The organism is Streptomyces sp. NPDC003720, assembly GCF_042875075.1.
Classification (GTDB): domain Bacteria; phylum Actinomycetota; class Actinomycetes; order Streptomycetales; family Streptomycetaceae; genus Streptomyces.
Map to the genome: position 1 here is coordinate 257,439 of NZ_JBIANZ010000003.1, position 15,775 is coordinate 273,213.

Annotated in this window: 11 protein-coding genes; 1 reads left to right on the forward strand and 10 read right to left on the reverse strand. The window is 75.6% G+C overall.

The genetic code is table 11. The features are described 5' to 3' along the window. Positions 1-9: 9 nt before the first annotated feature. From ACFYU0_RS10095 to ACFYU0_RS10105, 3 genes are all read right to left on the reverse strand, one after another. On the reverse strand, positions 10-156 hold the full coding sequence (locus ACFYU0_RS10095) for a hypothetical protein (RefSeq protein ID WP_389299381.1): 147 nt from the start codon (positions 154-156) through the stop codon (positions 10-12). Between the two features lies 1 nt (position 157). After that, complete coding sequence (locus ACFYU0_RS10100; RefSeq protein WP_389299384.1) at positions 158-3,520, reverse strand: FtsX-like permease family protein; 3,363 nt, start codon at positions 3,518-3,520, stop codon at positions 158-160. Between the two features lie 159 nt (positions 3,521-3,679). Then, positions 3,680-4,084 (reverse strand): globin, encoded by a 405-nt coding sequence (locus tag ACFYU0_RS10105; protein ID WP_351659144.1) that lies wholly within the window; start codon positions 4,082-4,084, stop codon positions 3,680-3,682. Between the two features lie 94 nt (positions 4,085-4,178). Between ACFYU0_RS10105 and ACFYU0_RS10110 the strand changes: the two genes are divergently transcribed. After that, positions 4,179-5,156 carry a methyltransferase domain-containing protein gene (locus ACFYU0_RS10110; RefSeq protein ID WP_389299386.1) on the forward strand — a complete coding sequence of 326 codons (978 nt, stop codon included), beginning with the start codon at positions 4,179-4,181 and terminating at the stop codon, positions 5,154-5,156. Positions 5,157-5,162: 6 nt separating this feature from the next. Here the strand turns inward: ACFYU0_RS10110 and ACFYU0_RS10115 are convergent, their stop codons facing one another. The 7 genes from ACFYU0_RS10115 to ACFYU0_RS10145 all read right to left on the reverse strand — a co-directional run bounded on the left by ACFYU0_RS10115 (position 5,163) and on the right by ACFYU0_RS10145 (position 15,704). Then, positions 5,163-6,524 carry an FHA domain-containing protein gene (locus ACFYU0_RS10115; protein ID WP_389299389.1) on the reverse strand — a complete coding sequence of 454 codons (1,362 nt, stop codon included), beginning with the start codon at positions 6,522-6,524 and terminating at the stop codon, positions 5,163-5,165. 78 nt (positions 6,525-6,602) lie between these two features. Beyond that, entirely contained in the window at positions 6,603-7,949 is a 1,347-nt protein-coding gene (locus ACFYU0_RS10120) for a VWA domain-containing protein (RefSeq protein ID WP_389299392.1), read from the reverse strand. A 101-nt stretch (positions 7,950-8,050) separates the two neighbouring features. Continuing rightward, positions 8,051-9,388: a PP2C family serine/threonine-protein phosphatase gene (locus ACFYU0_RS10125; protein ID WP_389299395.1), complete on the reverse strand. Its 1,338-nt coding sequence runs from the start codon at positions 9,386-9,388 to the stop codon at positions 8,051-8,053. 3 nt (positions 9,389-9,391) lie between these two features. Then, positions 9,392-11,869 (reverse strand): tetratricopeptide repeat protein, encoded by a 2,478-nt coding sequence (locus ACFYU0_RS10130; protein WP_389299398.1) that lies wholly within the window; start codon positions 11,867-11,869, stop codon positions 9,392-9,394. Further along, positions 11,866-13,173, reverse strand: coding sequence for a hypothetical protein (locus ACFYU0_RS10135; protein ID WP_389299399.1), 1,308 nt, complete (start codon positions 13,171-13,173; stop codon positions 11,866-11,868). Before ACFYU0_RS10135 ends, ACFYU0_RS10130 begins: the two co-directional genes overlap by 4 nt. A 45-nt stretch (positions 13,174-13,218) precedes the next feature. After that, positions 13,219-14,256, reverse strand: a complete 1,038-nt coding sequence (locus ACFYU0_RS10140) for a glutamate ABC transporter substrate-binding protein (protein WP_389299401.1) — start codon at positions 14,254-14,256, stop codon at positions 13,219-13,221. Between the two features lie 14 nt (positions 14,257-14,270). Further along, positions 14,271-15,704, reverse strand: coding sequence for a hypothetical protein (locus ACFYU0_RS10145; RefSeq protein ID WP_389299404.1), 1,434 nt, complete (start codon positions 15,702-15,704; stop codon positions 14,271-14,273). Positions 15,705-15,775: the final 71 nt, after the last annotated feature.

A 15,775-nucleotide genomic window follows, 5' to 3' on the forward strand; every position in this document is an offset into this window, starting at 1 on the left:
GAACGCACGTCACTCACCCCCCTGTTCACGCAGCGCCCGGGCCGGATCGCTCCGGCGCAGGGCGGTCACGACGGCGACCGCCAGGGGCGCGGCGGCGACGCCGGCCGGCAGCAACGCCACCTGCCCGGGCGCGACGACGGCCGGTGCGGAACGCACGTCACTCACCCCCCTGTTCACGCAGCGCCCGGGCCGGATCGCTCCGGCGCAGGGCGGTCACGACGGCGACCGCCAGGGGCGCGGCGGCGACGCCGGCCAGCAGCAACGCCACCTGCCCGGGAGGCAGGAGCACCAGCAGCCCGGGCACGGGCCGAGTGGCCTCGCCGGTCAGCACGATCAACGGCAGCACCCCACGGGCCAGTACGGTGCCGAGGACGGCGCCCACCACGAGCGCCAGGCCCACCAGTACGGCGAGTTCGGCGGCGACCGTCCGGGCCAGCCGGCGGCGCGGGGCGCCGAGGGCGCGCAGCACGGCGAAGTCCGTCTCGCGTACCCGCAGCGACCCGGCGGCGCCCACCGCGAAGCCGACGGCGGCGAGCGCGGCCGCCACCGCGGCGGCCGCGGTGAACGCGGCCGTGGGTCCGGCGCCGAAGGGGTCGTCGCGCAGCTCGGCGGCGATCTCGTCGCGGACCACCACCTGTTCCGGGTCGACGTCCGGCAGCGCCCGCACCGCGGCGGCCACCCGGGCCGCGTCGCCGGGCGCGGTCCGCAGCCACCACTCGTTCGGGGTGGCGCTCTCCCCGTACCGCGCCTGCAGCGCCCGGTTCGCGGCGCGCAGGTCGACCAGGACCGCGCCGCCGTCGTGGTCGGCGGAGGCGGCCGGCGTTCCGGTGGAGGGCAGCGCCCGTACCGAACGGACGATCCGCACCGGCAGGCTCTCGCCGCCGATGACGACGTCCAGCCGCTGTCCGGTGCGGGCGCCCGCGGAGGCCAGGAACCGGTCGGTCGCGACGGCCCGCACCTCGGGCGGCGCGGGCCGCGTCACCTGGAACCGCACGGACACCGTGGCGACCGTCCAGATGTCGGCGTCCGGCAGGTAACCGGTGCCGTAGGAGAACGTCGGCGGACGGGTGGAGACGGTGCGGGGCCGGGCGGGGTCGGTGCGCGAGGACGGGACGGCCATGCCGCCGGTCTCCACGGCCGTGGTCCAGGACGTCGGCAGGGTGAGCGGGCGCCTGGTGCCGTCGGTGCCCTCGGCGGTCAGGTCGCGGACCGTGAACCGGTGCCGCTCGGCGCGCTCGGCGGGCTGGGGCATGTCGAGCCGGAGCCCGGTGAGCAGCGCCGGGCCGTCGGCGGAGCCGAGGTCGAGGACGAGGGCGTGCGGGCGGCCGTCGGCGGGCAGCAGCCCGGCCGGCAACCAGTACGGCACCCCGGCCGCGTCCTCCAGCCGGACCGACGCCTCGGCGGTCGTACCGGGGCCGGTGGAGCTGCGCAGGCTCGCCGTCAGCCGCAGCCGGGCGGTGCGGGCCGGCACCCGGGCCCCCACCGGGGTGTCCTTCGGCGTCAGCCCGGCCATCAGCGACCGCACCGGTTCGTCGGCCAGGTCCGGGCGCATCAGCAGCGCGTTCGCCGCGTGCGCGGTGTCCAGGGCCAGCACGGTCGCCGTACGGTCACCGGACAGGCCCTGCTCGGCGCGTACGACGGGCACCGCCCCGCGGACGTGCGGCAGGGCCGCGTAGGCGTCCGTACGGCCGGGTCCGCCCTGCCCGGCGTCCAGCACCCGCACCGGCGCCCCGGCGCGGAAGTCGGCCTGGTCGTCCTGCGAGCGGTTCCAGGAGGCGCTCTGGCCGATGGCCAGGATGCCGAGCGCGACGGCGAGGACCAGCAGCAGCACGGGCCCCGCCGCGCGCGCGGTGCGGCGGCTGAACTGCCAGCCGGCCAGCGCCGCGGGCAGCCCGCGCCCGGCCGCCGCCCACCGTTCCGCGAGCCGTGCCACCGGCGGCAGCAGCCGCAGGGTGAGGACCGTCCCGGCGAGCAGCGCCAGCGCGGGCGCGGCGACCAGCAGCGGATCCACCCCGAGCGATCCCGACCGGTCGGTGGCGACGCCCCCGGAGCCCTGCTGCCGCAACTGCCAGTAGGCGACCCCGGCCACGGCGAGCAGACCCAGGTCGGCGCCCGCGCGGAGCGGGGTGGGGACGAGACCGCCGCCCGCGCGGCGGGGCCGGGCGCCGGGCGGGCCCGCGGAACGGCGCACACGGAAGCGGGGGGCGCGCGGACCGCGCGTCCGGCCGGACTCCGCGCCGCGCCGCCCGCGGCGACCGGACGGTTCCGTGCCGGCGCCCGTCAGCGCCGGGAGGGTCACCGTCAGCGCGCAGCCCAGGGCCACCGCCACCGCCACCAGCCACACCCCGGGGCTCCCGGCGGGCGGGAGGTCGAGGCGCAGGCCGAGACGGGCCAGCGGGCCGTGTGCGGTGAGCAGGGCGGTGAGCGGTCCGGCGAGGAACGGCGCGCAGAGGGCCGCGGGGAGGGCGAGCAGCAGCGCCTCGGCCCCGGCGAGGGCCGCGATCCTGGGGCGGGACGCGCCGCGCGCCCTGAGCAGCCGGGTCTCCGCGGCCCGTTCTGCGCCCAGCAGCCGGGCCACCAGCAGCAGCGCGTACCCGCCGAGCAGCACCAGCTGGAGCGCGACGATCAGCAGCGTGGAGCGGGCGACGAGCAGCGAGCGGTCGACGCGGTCCAGCACGTCCGGGAGCGAGGTCGTCACCGCCGTCGCACCGCGCAGGGCGGCGGCCTTGCGCAGCTTCCCGCCGCCCGCCCCCGCGGCCTCGCGCAGTTCCCCCGTGCGCCCGGTGGTCATCGCGCCGAAGTCGGCCGACGCCAGCCAGGCCGTCGCGCCGGTGCTCACCCGCCCGCCGGCGAGGACCGAGGGATCGGCGAGCAGCGGACCGTACGTGGTGAAGCCGGCCTTCTTCACACCGCGGCCGAGCAGGTCGTCCAGCCGCCAGTACGGCGCGCCGGTGGCGGCGGGCCGGTACAGCCCGGTGACGCGCACCCGGACCCGGCGGTCGCCGAGCCGGTCGGCGAGGGTGAGCCGGTCGCCGGGCTCGAGACCGAGCGGCCGGGCGGCGGCCTGCGGGAGGGCCACCTCGATCTCGCCGGCCCTCCGGCCCGGGAGCCGCCCGGCGGTGGTCCGCACCTGGGTGTGGTCCAGCGCCGCGAAGTAGGTCAGGTCCGGGTCTCCGGAGCGCCGCGCGGCCGGCCGCAGGGACAGGGGGAGCGCGTACGGGCCGGAGCGGCGCAGCGTCCGCACGGTGACCGGCAGCCCGTCGAAGGCCGTCCGGGCGCCCTGCCGTACGGCGGTGCCGGCGCCGGCCTGCTCCTCGGCGGGGACGTCGGCCTTGACGATCAGGGCGGTGGCGGCCGCGTTGCGCGGGTCGTTCAGCACATGGCGCAGCGCCGCGTCCCCGATCGCGCCCGAGTACGCCGTGAGCGTGGCCAGCACGGCGGTGGTCAGCAGGACCGTGAGCAGGGCGGAGCCGAGCAGCAGGCGGTGTGCCCGCGCGCGTGACACGACGAACCCCGTCACCCGACCCCCGTGTCGTCCGGACTTCCGCAAGCGCTCTGTCGATCGATCCCGGTGATGCTCGCAGAGGGGGACGGTCACGGGTAACCGGTTGCCGACCGGTCTATACCGGATCGTGACCGGAATCCGGCGCGGAACGACCGGAATCCGGGATTCAGACGGTCATTCGGGGGTGTTGATCATCGACTGCGCCGCGTACGTCAGGTAGTTCCACAGCGTCCGCTCGTGCTCCTCGGCCAGGCCGAGCTCGTCGACGGCGACCCGCATGTGCCTCAGCCAGGCGTCGTGCGCGGCGCGGTTCACCGTGAACGGCACGTGCCGCATGCGCAGCCGCGGGTGGCCGCGGTTCTCGCTGTAGGTGCTGGGGCCGCCCCAGTACTGGATGAGGAACAGGGTCAGCCGGTCCTCGGCCGGGCCCAGGTCCTCCTCCGGGTACATCGGCCGCAGGAGCGGGTCCTCGGCGACCCCCTCGTAGAAACGGTGGACGAGCCGACGGAAGGTCTCCTCCCCGCCGACCTGCTCGTAGAACGTCTGCTCCTGAAGCGTGCCGCGCCGAATCTCATTCACCCGTCCATGCTCTCAGACCCGGTGACCGAGGACCCGAGGCCCAGGACCCCTCCGCCTGGGGTTCCCGGACGCCCCGCGCCCCTACTGTGGGGGTATGTGCGCCTACGACGCGGGGATCGAGCGGCTGGCCGCCGAGGCGCGGGCCGCGCTGGTGCGGGAGATCGACGCCGAGGGCGCCTGGGCGGAGGACCCAGTGTGGCGGGAGGCGTTCGCGACGGTGCCCCGGCACCTGTTCGTGCCGTACTACTACGTCGGCGTCAGGGGCGGCTACGAACGCCGCTGGGGCCAGAGCCCGGACCCCGGGGCCCGGGAGCGCTGGGTGTGCGGCGCCTACGAGGACGCCCCGCTGGCGACCCGGCTGCGCGACGGCGAACTGCTCTCCTCCAGCAGTCAGCCCTCCCTGATGGCGATGATGCTGGCCGCGCTGGGCGTCGAGGACGGCGACCGGGTCCTGGAGGTGGGCGCCGGCACCGGCTACAACGCCGCCCTGCTCGCCCACCGGCTCGGCGACGACGTGCTCGTCACCACCGTCGACCTCGACCCGGAGATCACCGAGTCGGCCCGGCAGCACCTGGCCGCGGCCGGCCACCACCCGGCCGTCGTCACCGGCGACGGCGCGCGGGGAGTGCCGGATCGCGCGCCCTTCGACCGGATCATCGCCACGTGCGGGCTGCCCACGGTGCCCGGCGCCTGGCTCGCCCAGTGCCGGCCCGGGGGCCGGATCCTGACCCCGCTGGCCACCGGCCTGCTCGCCCTCACCGTCCGCGGCCCCGGCCACGCCGAGGGCCGCTTCCTGCCCACGGCCGCCTACTTCGTGCCGCTGCGCGGCGCGGGACGGGCGGAGCCGGAGGCGGTGTCGCTGAGCGGGCTGCCGGGCCGGGCCCGCGAGCAGGAGCCGTTCCGCTTCCTGCTGGACCTGACCAGGGGCGTGCTGGACCCGCGGGAGGCCCACGCGCTGTGGGAGCGCGAGGGCTGCCCCGACCGGGAGCGCTACGGCGTCACGGTCGGCGGCGGCCGCACCTGGGCCTGGCTGGACGACCCGGAGGGGCCGTACACCTGGCCCCTCCCGTGAGGCGCCTCAGCCCCTGCGGACGGTGATCGTCGTCCAGGCGCCCACGTGCACCCGGTCGCCGTCCTGCAGCGGCACCGGCACGAACGGCTGGATCGGCTCGTCGGAGCCGTTGACCGTGGTGCCGTTGGTCGAGTTCTGGTCGACGACCGCCCAGTTGCCGTCCGGCTGCTGCACCAGCACCGCGTGCTGGTGCGAGACGCCGGGGTCTTCCGGCGGCACCGACAGGTCGATGTCGGGGGTGTCGCCGGTGGAGTGCCGACGGCGGCCGATGGTGATCTGGTTGCCGGTGAGCGTGCGCTGCTGCTCGGGCGAGTAGGCGGGCAGGTTCAGGCCCGCGGCCTCGGGGCCGGAGCGCTGCATCATCGCCATGAAGTAGTCGCGGTCCGGGCCGATGGTCGCGGTCCAGGTGGCCGGGCCCTGCGGGGCCTGCGGGAAGCCGTGACCGGGCGGGGCCTGGGTGGCGCCGGGCTGCGGGTAGCCGTAGCCGCCGCCCGGGGCGCCCGGGCCGCCGGCGGACGGCGGGGAGATCACCCAGTCGTCCTCACCGCCGCCGAAGGGGCCGCCGCCGGCCGGGGGCCGGCGGGTCTCCTGCGGGAAGGGGGGTGCCCCGGCCTGCTGGAAGGCCTGCGGCGGACCGCCGGCCGTACCGCCGGGACCCGCGGGCGGGGTGGGGCCGGGCGGCGGCGGAACCGGACGGGAGGGGTCGGGGCCGAAGCCGGACGGACCGGGACCACCGGGCTCACGGCCGAAGGGCGGCGGACCGCCGGCCGGACCGCCCGGGCCGCCGGGACCGCCGCCGAAGCCGGAAGGACCGCCGGGGCCCGCGGGACCGCCCGGCCCCTGCTGCCCCGGTACGCCCCCGAAGGGCGGCTGACCGGCCGGCGGCCGGCCGCCGCCGAAGCCGGACTGGCCGCGCTCGCCGGCGAACGGCGTCGGGCCCGACGGCTCGCTGCCGAAGGACGGGATCGGCTCGGCGGGCCGGTTCACCTGCGAGGGCCGCGAGCCCTGGTACTCGTACGAGTCACCGCCGCCGTACGTCGAGCTCGGCGGCTCGAAGCGGGGCTGCGGCGGGCGCGGGGCGGCCGGGGTGTAGGAAGTGGCCGTGTTGGTCAGGAAGTTCCACCGGCACTCCTCGCAGAACGGGGCGCCGCCCTCGCGGGGCGTGCGGCACTGCGGGCACAGCTCCGGCTCGTGGCCGCCGGGCGCGGACGGGCGGCCGCCGGGCTGCGCGCCCTGCGGCGGGAAGCCGTAGCCACCGCCCGGCGGGGGCGGCGGAGGGGGCGGAGGTACGGCACCGGCCATGCGGTGACCGCAGACCTCGCACCAGTCGTCGGAACCCGACTGGTGTCCGTTCGGGCAGGTCGGCATGTCGGCGCTTCCCCTTCTCCTGAGGGTCCTCCGGTACGTCCGGATCTCTTCCTGGTCGTCCCCGCGGTCTCCCGCGGGTCACTTCTTTACACGAACAGTCTTCGTGGACCGGGTCTCGAGGGTCATCTCGTCGGCCTCCGCGACCTTCGCCTTCAACCGCACAGTACCTGTCGCGGCGTCGACCACGTCCACCACCTTCGAAAGGAGTTTCGCAGTATCGGCGTTGCCCGAGGCGCTCGCGAGCTGGACGGCGCGCCCCAGTTTGGCCGTCGCCCGCTCGAAATCGCCTGCTTTGCGAAGGTCGAGGCCCTGCTGGATGGCCTGCGCCAGCTCGGCCTGCCCGGTGTAGTGGGCGACCTGGGGGCTGATCGAGGTGGAGGCCGCCATGTCGTCCGTCCACACCGCCCTGACCAGGCCCTGGCCGCCGAGGTTGCGCACCTGGCCGTCCGGCTGCGGCACGACCAGGGAGATCCGGGCGGCCAGCATCTCCTGGCCGAGACCGGCCGCCGGGACCTCCACGCACAGGTGGTAGTCGCGGGACTCGTCGCCCCAGGACCCGGTGGGATAGTCCCCGGCCCGGGGCCCCGCCTCGGTGCGGCGGCCGGTCAACTCCTCGACGGAGGGCGCCACTTGCTTGACGAACCGGAGGTTCGCGCCGACCGGGGTCCACACCCGCAGCGCCACGTCGGCGACCTCCTTGCCCATCGCCGCCTCCATCATCCGCGTGAAGTCGGCGGCCAGCCCCGCCGGGTCGGCGACGATGTCGGCGGTGCCGAGCAGCGCGGAGGCGATGCCTGTGACTTCTTTCACTTCCCAGTCGGTGCCCACGCCACGCGCGTCACAGGTGAACCGCCCGGCGCACTCGTCCAGCGCCGCCCGCAGGTCCTGCGGCGACTCGTGCTCGTTGCGGCCGTCGGTCAGCAGGATGCCGTGCCGGATGTCCACGTCCGCCGAGGACAGCAGCCGGTCGGCGAGCCGCAGCCAGGTGCCGATGGCCGTGCCGCCGCCCGCGGCGAGCCGGCGCAGCGCCTGCTTGGCCTGCTCGCGCGTGCCGGCGTCGGCGACCGCGAGCCGCCCGCCGCCCGGGTAGACCTCCGTGGCCACGTGGGTGCCGCCGACCACCGCGAAGCGCACCCCGTCGCGCAGGGTGTCGATCGCGGCGGCCGTGGCGTCCCGGGCGTTGCGCATCTTCGTCGGCGGATAGTCCATGGAGCCCGAGCAGTCGACCATGACGGCGACCGCCGCGGAGGGTCCCTGGCCGGCCGGGTACGGATGCGGGGCCGTGACGGCGCCGCCCACCGTGCCGCCGCCGGTGGCGGTCACGGTGACGATGGCGTTGACCTCGCGGCCGCCCTCGGGCAGGTACTCGTTCTGGTACACGTCGACCGAGAACTGCGGCACGCTCGGTTTGGCGAAATTGGCCATGACTGTTCGGATCCCCCTGTGACGCCCCGCTGGCGCGAGGCAGTGCCGGTGGACGGACCGGTCCCCTCCGGTCCGCCGGGCTTCCCCGTGATGGTGCGGCCTCAGGCCGATCCTGCCCCCTGCGGCGCCGCGGGGAACGGCACGACGGCCACTGTTACGTTGTCGTGGCCCCCGCCGTCCAGGGCGTGGCCCACCAGAACGCGGGCGCTGTGCAGCGGACGGGCGGCCGCGTCGGCGGGCACGGCCTCGGCCATCTCCTCGGCCGTCTCGGCGTAGTTCCACAGGCCGTCGGTGCAGACCAGCACGACTCCGGGCCGGTCCGGCTTGAAGGCGGCGGTGTGCGGCTCCAGTTCGTAGGCGTCCGCGCCGAGCCAGCCGGTGATCGCGTGGGCGCGCTCGTCGGCGTACGCCTGCGCCTCGCTCATCAGGCCGGCCGCGACCATCTGCGCGGCCCAGGAGTCGTCCTCGGTGAGCCGGGCCGGGGGAGCGGAGCGGTCGTCCGGCACCCAGTAGACGCGGCTGTCGCCGACCCAGCCGACCACCAGCAGCCCGCCCGTGACGATCGCGCCGACGATGGTGCACGCCGGGGAGTTCTGGTGCGGGTCGTGCTCGCGCGCCGCCTCGGGCTCCTCGGCCAGGGAGTTGACGGCCTGTGCGGCGGCGACGATCGCCTCGTGCATCGCCGCCTGCGGGTGGGTGCCGCGCGGCAGGGCGGCCAGCAGGGTGTCGACGGCCGCCTGCGAGGCGGCCATCGACGCCTCGTCCGGCCGGGTCGCCGAGGACACGCCGTCGCACACGATGGCCAGCGCCGCGGGCGAGCCGTCGGGCAGCACGGTGTGGGCGACACCGAAGGCGTCCTCGTTGCGGTGGTGGCGCAGGCCGCGGTCGCTGACCGCGGCCACCGGGCCCGACTCCCGCTCCATCCGGTCGCGTTCCCGGGGCTGGGCGTGCCCGCAGTTCTCGCAGTAGCCGTCGTCGTCCACCCGGCCGGCCCGGCAGGCCACGCAGACCTGCGCGGGAGCGGCGGCCGGGTCGGAAGCGGCAGGTGCCGGCGGCGCGGCGGGACCGGCCGAGGCGCGCGGGTCGGGGGCCTGCAGCGGGTACTCGTCGGGCTCCGGGCGCCGGTCGAAGCGGACGCCGGGCGCGGCCGGCTCCTCGTGGTGCAGCGCGTTGCCGCCCGAGTCGGTGCCGGGCACGTCGGTCGACGAGTGCGCCGCCGGCTGGGTGCTGTCGGAGCCGGCGGGCTCGGGGGCCGGCCAGTCCACGCCGTCCCCCGGCCCGGCGGAGCCGGTCATGGTGAGGGTCGGGTGGTCCTGCGGCACGGCGGGCACGACGGACAGGTCGTATCCGCACGCGCCGCAGAAGAGGTCACCCGACTCGAGCGGCTCGGCACAGCTCGGGCACTTCTCCAGTGCGGCCTGCTGGGGCATCTGCGACATCAACTACACCCACGTCCGGGGGCGGTAACGGTTGGCCCGTTCCACCAGCTCGATCCTCTCCTCGCCGCCGGGCGCCACCCTGGCCAGCGTGCGGTACGCGCGTTCCAGGCCGAAGCGCAGGCCCCGTTCGTCCAGACCGCTGCCGAGCACCTTCCGTCCGCCGGCGGCCGGCGGAGCGGTGTCCCGGCCTGTGGAGAGTACCCAGTCCAGCGCGCTGCCGAGCACTTCGGCGGACAACTGCTCGCGGCGCGCCGGGTCCAGACCGTACGCCTCCAGCGCCTCGACCTGCCCGGCGGCGGCCGTCAGGTCGTCGAGGAACGGCAGGTCGCCGGCGCTCGGCGTACGCCCGCGCAGCCGGGCCCGGACGGCGGCGACCCGGGCGGCCGTGTAGTGGATGGACGACTCGGGCACCGACTCCAGGGTGTCGACGGCGCCGCGCCGGTCACCTGCCGCGAGCCGCACCCGGGCAAGTCCGAAGGCGGCGCTGACGAAGCTCGGGTCGGTCGACCACACCAGCCGGTAGTACTCGGCCGCGTTGTCCAACTGGTGCAGCACCTCGGCGCACAGGCCGAGCGCCAGCTTGGGCGCCGCCTCGCCGGGGAAGGCGTCATAGAGCGCGTCGAAGCCGAGCGCGGCGCCCTCGAAGTCACCCGTGACCAGCGCCGCCACGCCCCGGTACCAGACCACCCGCCAGTCGTCGGGCCGTTCGCCCTCCAGCTCGTCCAGGGCCGTGAGCGCGGCCCGGTGCTCGCCGTTCTCCAGCCGGGCCCTGATCTGCCGCAGCCGCGACTCCACGCTCGGCGCGGGCGCCGCGTCGAGGGCGCTGATCAGCTCGGCCGGCGCGGACGCCATGAGCCCGGCCAGGAAACCGGCGTTGGGGTCGTTCGGGTCGACCAGCGGCACCGGCAGCGCCAGGGCGGCGGCCGGCGTGTCCACGGGCCTGACGACGGCCGGGGCGGGCAGCGCGGGCGCCGGCGCGGCGCCGCGCGCCGGACGCGCCCCGAGCAGCGACACGTCCCCGTGCGCCCGGGGGAACAGCTCCGTGTCGACGACCTTCACCTCGGGCCCGAACAGCGTGGACAGGGCCGGTCTGGCCTGCCCGGTCTGCAGTGAGACGACCTCCCGGAGGACGCCGGTCAGCTGCTCCGACATCTCCTGCGCGGAGGCGAACCGGCGGGCCGGGTCGGGGTCGGTGGCGCGGACGAGGAGCCGGTAGAAGGACTCGTAGCGGTGGAAGACCTCGATGTTGTCCGGGTCGGGCAGGGAGTCCACGAAGACGTTCGTGTAGCCCTGGAAGTCGAAGGTGAGGACGGCGAGCGTACGGCCCACCGTGTACAGGTCGCTGGCCACCGACGGGCCGACGTCCGCGACCTCCGGCGCCTGGTACCCGACCGTGCCGTAGATCGCCGACTCGTCGTCGTCCATGCGGCGCACGGCGCCCATGTCGATCAGCTTGAGCTGGTCCTCGGTCTGGATGGCGTTGTCGACCTTGAAGTCGCAGTACAGCAGGTTGCGGCTGTGCAGGTGGCCGAGCGCCTCCAGCGCCTCGATGCCGTACGCGCAGGCCTGCTCCACCGGCAGCGGGTCACGCCTGCCGTCGGGCGTGCGGCGGGCGTTGGCGATCTCCTTCAGCGACTTGCCGCCGACGTACTCCATGACGATGTAGCCGTCGAGGGAACCGGTGCGCTGGTCGAGGTGCTCGACGAAGTTGTAGATCCGCACGATGTTGGCGTGCTCGATCTCCGCGAGGAACCGACGTTCGGAGATGGCCGCCGCCATCGCGTCCTGGTCGCCGGTGTCCAGCAGGCCCTTGAGCACCACCCACCGGTCGGACACGGCCCGGTCCACGGCGAGGTAGACCCAGCCGAGGCCGCCGTGCGCCAGACAGCCCGCGACCTCGTACTGGCCGTGCACGATGTCCCCGGCCTTCAGCTTCGGCACGAACGAGTACGGGTGCCCGCACTTGGTGCAGAACCCCTCCGTGCGCCCCGGCCGCTCGCCCCGGGAGCGCCCGACCGGCGCCCCGCAGTCGGACCGCGAGCAGAACCGCTTGCGCTCGGGCACCTCCGGGTTCTCCAGCACCATCGCGCGCGGGTCCGGCCGGGGCACCTGCGGCACCGAGACCAGTCCGGCGCCGAGCCGCCCGCGGGTGGAGGCGCCGGAGGACGAACCGGAGCTGCGCACCGACACCGAGCGGGCGCTGGAGCCGCCCGACAGGTCGCGCGAGAGCCGCCCCGACACCGAGCGGCGCGACCTCGACGACTGCGAGGAGGTGCGCGAACTGCGGCCGCCGGCGCCCGTCCCCGAGCCCTTCGTGACGCCCGTGGCCGGCGAGCCGACCATGCCCGCACCGGAGCCGGGACCCCCGGACGCCACGACCGGGGCCAGGCCGCAGGTGTCGCAGTACAGCTCGCCGCCGCCGACGTCCTCGTAGGAACCCTCGCAGCCGGGCCGCTGGCACGTCCGCTGTGCCTGACTCATGACGACTCACCTCTACGGTCCTCGGGTCCGCCCTGGCGGGGGACGCCCGGCGCGCCGAGCAGTTCGGCCGCCGCCTGCTGGTAGCGCAGCACGGCCTGCTCGGCGACACGCAGGTCGCAGGGGGCGCTCCACAGCATCCGCCGGGCCGCGTCGTACCGCTCGACCAGCAGCGGGTCCTCGGCGAGGCCGTTGCGGGTGGTCTTCGCCCGGTACGCGTCCAGCCGGCCGCGCAGCTCGGCGCGGATCGCGAGCGGCGCGGTGACGGCGGTCAGCGACTCACGCGCGCGCAGCAGTTCGTCCTCGGCCTTCCGCTCCAGGGACTCCAGCAGCGGGGACAGCCGGTGCCACTGCGCGTGCCGCCGGTACTCGGCGGCCGCGGCGAGCTGCTCCTGCAGCGCGGTCGGCGGGCCGCTGACCACCGGCACCTCGGTCGCCGCGATCTTCGCCAGCACCTCGCCGCGCGCGGTGCGCGCCTCGGCGAGGGTGCGGTCCGCACGGGAGAGCACGTCCCGCAGCCGGATCAGCCGCGCCTCGGCGTCCTGCCGGACCGTCAGCACCGCGTCGATCTCGCGCCGCACGTCCTCCAGGGCGCGGGCCTCCCGGTCGTACACCGTGGTGTCCGGGCGGCCGCCGCCGGGCGCCGAACTGCCCTCGGCCCGCACCCAGAAGGCGAGCGGGTCGGAGACCACGTCCGCGCGCAGGGCGGTCAGCGTGCGCGTGATGCGCTCGAGGTCGTCACCGGCCGCGTGCTCGCCCGGGCGGACGCCGACCGAGTGCGCGAGCCTGCGGGTGCGCTGGAGCTCCGCGGCGAGTAAATCGATCCGGGCGGGCAGCGCCGACCAGACCGCGTCGGCGGTGACGACCAGGTCGAGCGAGGAGGCGTACAGCTCGTTCATCCGGTCGACCATGGTGGTGAGCGAGAAGCTCTCGCTGAGCTTCGCGGCGCCGGCGGGGTCCGCGCCCCCGGGCACCGTGACGGACGCGCCGCGCAGCAGTTCGGTCAGCTCCGCCAGGTCCTCGCGGCTGGACCAGCGGCGCCGGGCGCGGATCTCCCGGGCGGAGCGCAGCGCCGCCGTGTAGGCGTCGAAGTACGCCCACAGCAGGGTGATCGACGCCTCCGCGGCCTGCCAGCGCTGCCGGGTGACGCCGGTCAGCTCGGCGCCTTCGAGGAGTCTGCGGCCCGCGTGGTCCTGGAGGGCGAGCAGCGAGGTCTCGATCGCCTCGTGCTCCGCGCCGAGCCGCGCCAGCGCACGGTCCACCTCGTCCCGGTCCATCAACGGCCCGGCGGGGTCCGTGACGCCCATCGATCACCTCTCGCTGCTGTGTGGTTGGCCTGGATCGGGTCGGGTTCAGCTCTTGCGCAGGTACTGCGGCGCGGGCGGTTCGGACGGGGCCGAGTCCTTCCCCAGTGTGGCCGACAGCCACCTGTTGTACGACGCCTGCCAGCCGTCCGCGCGGTAGTCGACCAGGATGCGGTTGACCCGGCGTACCAGATCGTCGGCGTCCTTCTTCATCGCCACGCCGTAGTACTCGGTGGTGAACGCGTCACCCTTCAGGGCGACCGTCGGGTCCTGCGCGGCCTGGCTGGCGGCGAGGGCGCCGTCGGTGACCACCGCGTCGACCTCGCCGAGCTGGAGCCGTACCAGGCAGTCGAGTTGGCTGGGGACGGTGGTGGAGATGTCGGTGGAGGCGGGCAGGTCGCCCGCGTCCCGGTCGGCCTTCAGCTTGCCGTAGGCGGTGGAACCGGAGGCCGTGCAGATCCTCTTGTGCGCGAGCGTGCCGTCGTAGCCCTTCACGGAGGACGACTTGGGGGCCAGCACCTGCTGGCCGGTCTTGAAGTAGGGCGCGGAGAACGCCACGTCGTCCAGGCGCTCGCAGCTGATGGTCATCGTGCGGACCACCATGTCCACCCGGCCGTCCTTGATCGCCGGTATGCGCTGGCTGGTCGGGATGGCCTTGAACTGCACCGCGTCCGGGTCGCCGAGGATGTCCTCGGCGATTCTGTGGACGAGGTCGATGTCGAAGCCCTCGAGCTGGGCGGTCTCGGTGTTGGGGTTGCGGTAGCCCCAGTGGTAGCTGTTCTGGTCGACGCCGACGACCAGCTTGCGCTTGGCGCCCGTACGGGACTTGATGGCGTCGATGGTCCGGCCGTCCGCGCCGGACGGGGACAGCGTCTGCTTCTGCGCCTCGGAGTCCTTGCAGTCGCCGGCGCGCGCCTGGCTGCCGTGGGCGACGCCCGGGCCGGCGGCCCGCACGCCGCCGTCGTCGTGCCGCGGCCGCGTGCACGGCAGCAGCAGCGCGAAGGCCAGCGCGAGCGCGCACAGCACGGCCATCGAGCCGACCCCGCCCCAGCCCCGCAGGGAGGCCCGCACACGGCTCGCGTACATCGTCACGCCCCCTGTCACCGGTACTCCGAAAGCCTGCGTCCGACGCCGGCCACCGCGCCCGCCGCGCCGAGCACACCCAGCACGGCGGCGCCGACGGGCAGCCCCGTCATCGCGTCGCGTCCGTCGCCGGCGGCCTGCCGGAACTCTGTCTGCTCGTGGCCGATGGCCAGGGCGATGTTGCGGTCCACGCTGTCGAAGCACGCGCCGGTGGCGTCCGCGCCGCCGATCACCTTGTCCAGCGCCTGCTGGTAGTTGCCGTTCTCGTCCTCGGTGCGGGCCGAGGCGTGGCGCTGCTTCCACACCGCCATGTTGCCCTCGGCCGCCTTGACCGGACCGGTGCCCGCGCTGTCGTCGGCGAGCCCGCGGGCGTCGCTGAGGCCCTTGGCGAGCACGCCCATGTCCCGGTCGAAGTCGTAGTAGTAGGCGTCGTACGTCTGCCCGCCCACCGTGACGGTCTCGGCGCCGCGCGCCACCAGGCTCAGGTTCTCGTTGCCCCGCGCCTTCAGGGAGGCGATGCGGGCGTCGTGCAGGACGTTCAGCGAGCGGACGCCGTTGTCGTAGGACCCGTTGAGCCCCGACCTGGCGACCGTGTGCCCGACCACCAGCCACAGCAGGGCCGCCGCGGTGGCGGCGGAGGCGGCCACCAGGCCGTGGTTGAGGACGCGGTTGGTGCGCCGGTAGGTGCGGTGCTGGGCCCAGCCGAGCGCGGCCAGGGCGAGCACGCCGAGCGCGATCGCCGCCCACGGGTAGGGCGTCGCGTCCCCGTAGTCGGCGTTCAGCCGCTGGTTCTCCTTCTTGTAGAGGTCCTCCGCCGCCGGGAGCATCTCCTTCTGCATCTTCTCGTTCGCGTACCGCAGATAGGCGCCGCCGACCGGATAGCCCTGCCGGTTGTAGGTGCGGGCGCGCTCCACGAGGCCCTTGTACTCGGGCAGCAGCTTGTTCAGCCTGGCGACGGCCGCCTCCGACGGCGAGCCCGGCTCGGAGTTGGCGGCGGCGGTGACGAGGCCGGCGGCCGCGGTGCGGATGTCCTTCTCGTACCGGTCCCGCGAGTCGGCGGTCTCCTGGCCGCCCGCCAGGAAGCCGCTGGAGGCCGCCGTGTTGGCGTCGGCCAGTGAGCGGTATATGTCGGCGGCGCCGGAGCTGAGCGGCTGGCTGCTGTGCAGCACGTCGTCGGCGGCGGCCGCGCGCTCGGCGGTCTGCCAGGCGGTGACCGCGCCGAACGCGACGACCAGCACGGCGAGTACGGCGCCGATGATGCGCAGCCGCCCCGGCTCGGTGGTCGCCGCGGACCGGAGCCGGTCGACGCCCTCGGCGAAGGCGGTACGGCGGGGCGCCGGGGGCGGGCCCGGCCGGGCGGCCGGCGCCGGCGGCAGGGGCTGCGAGGGGATCGCGGGCACGGCGGAGCCCGCCGGCGGCGGTGCCGTGCTGCTCCTCGGCAGGTGTGTCACCTGACCTCCCCCATGGTCATCCGTTCGCCGCCAAGTATTGCGGCCCGGACCGACATCCGCACCGGCCTTCG

Coding starts and splice junctions, on each gene's coding strand:
- ACFYU0_RS10115 (WP_389299389.1), bottom strand. CDS start 6,524: ATGCCGACCTGCCCGAACGGACACCAGTCGGGTTCCGACGACTGGTGC.
- ACFYU0_RS10140 (WP_389299401.1), bottom strand. CDS start 14,256: ATGTACGCGAGCCGTGTGCGGGCCTCCCTGCGGGGCTGGGGCGGGGTC.
- ACFYU0_RS10135 (WP_389299399.1), bottom strand. CDS start 13,173: ATGGGCGTCACGGACCCCGCCGGGCCGTTGATGGACCGGGACGAGGTG.
- ACFYU0_RS10110 (WP_389299386.1), top strand. CDS start 4,179: ATGTGCGCCTACGACGCGGGGATCGAGCGGCTGGCCGCCGAGGCGCGG.
- ACFYU0_RS10130 (WP_389299398.1), bottom strand. CDS start 11,869: ATGAGTCAGGCACAGCGGACGTGCCAGCGGCCCGGCTGCGAGGGTTCC.
- ACFYU0_RS10120 (WP_389299392.1), bottom strand. CDS start 7,949: ATGGCCAATTTCGCCAAACCGAGCGTGCCGCAGTTCTCGGTCGACGTG.
- ACFYU0_RS10125 (WP_389299395.1), bottom strand. CDS start 9,388: ATGTCGCAGATGCCCCAGCAGGCCGCACTGGAGAAGTGCCCGAGCTGT.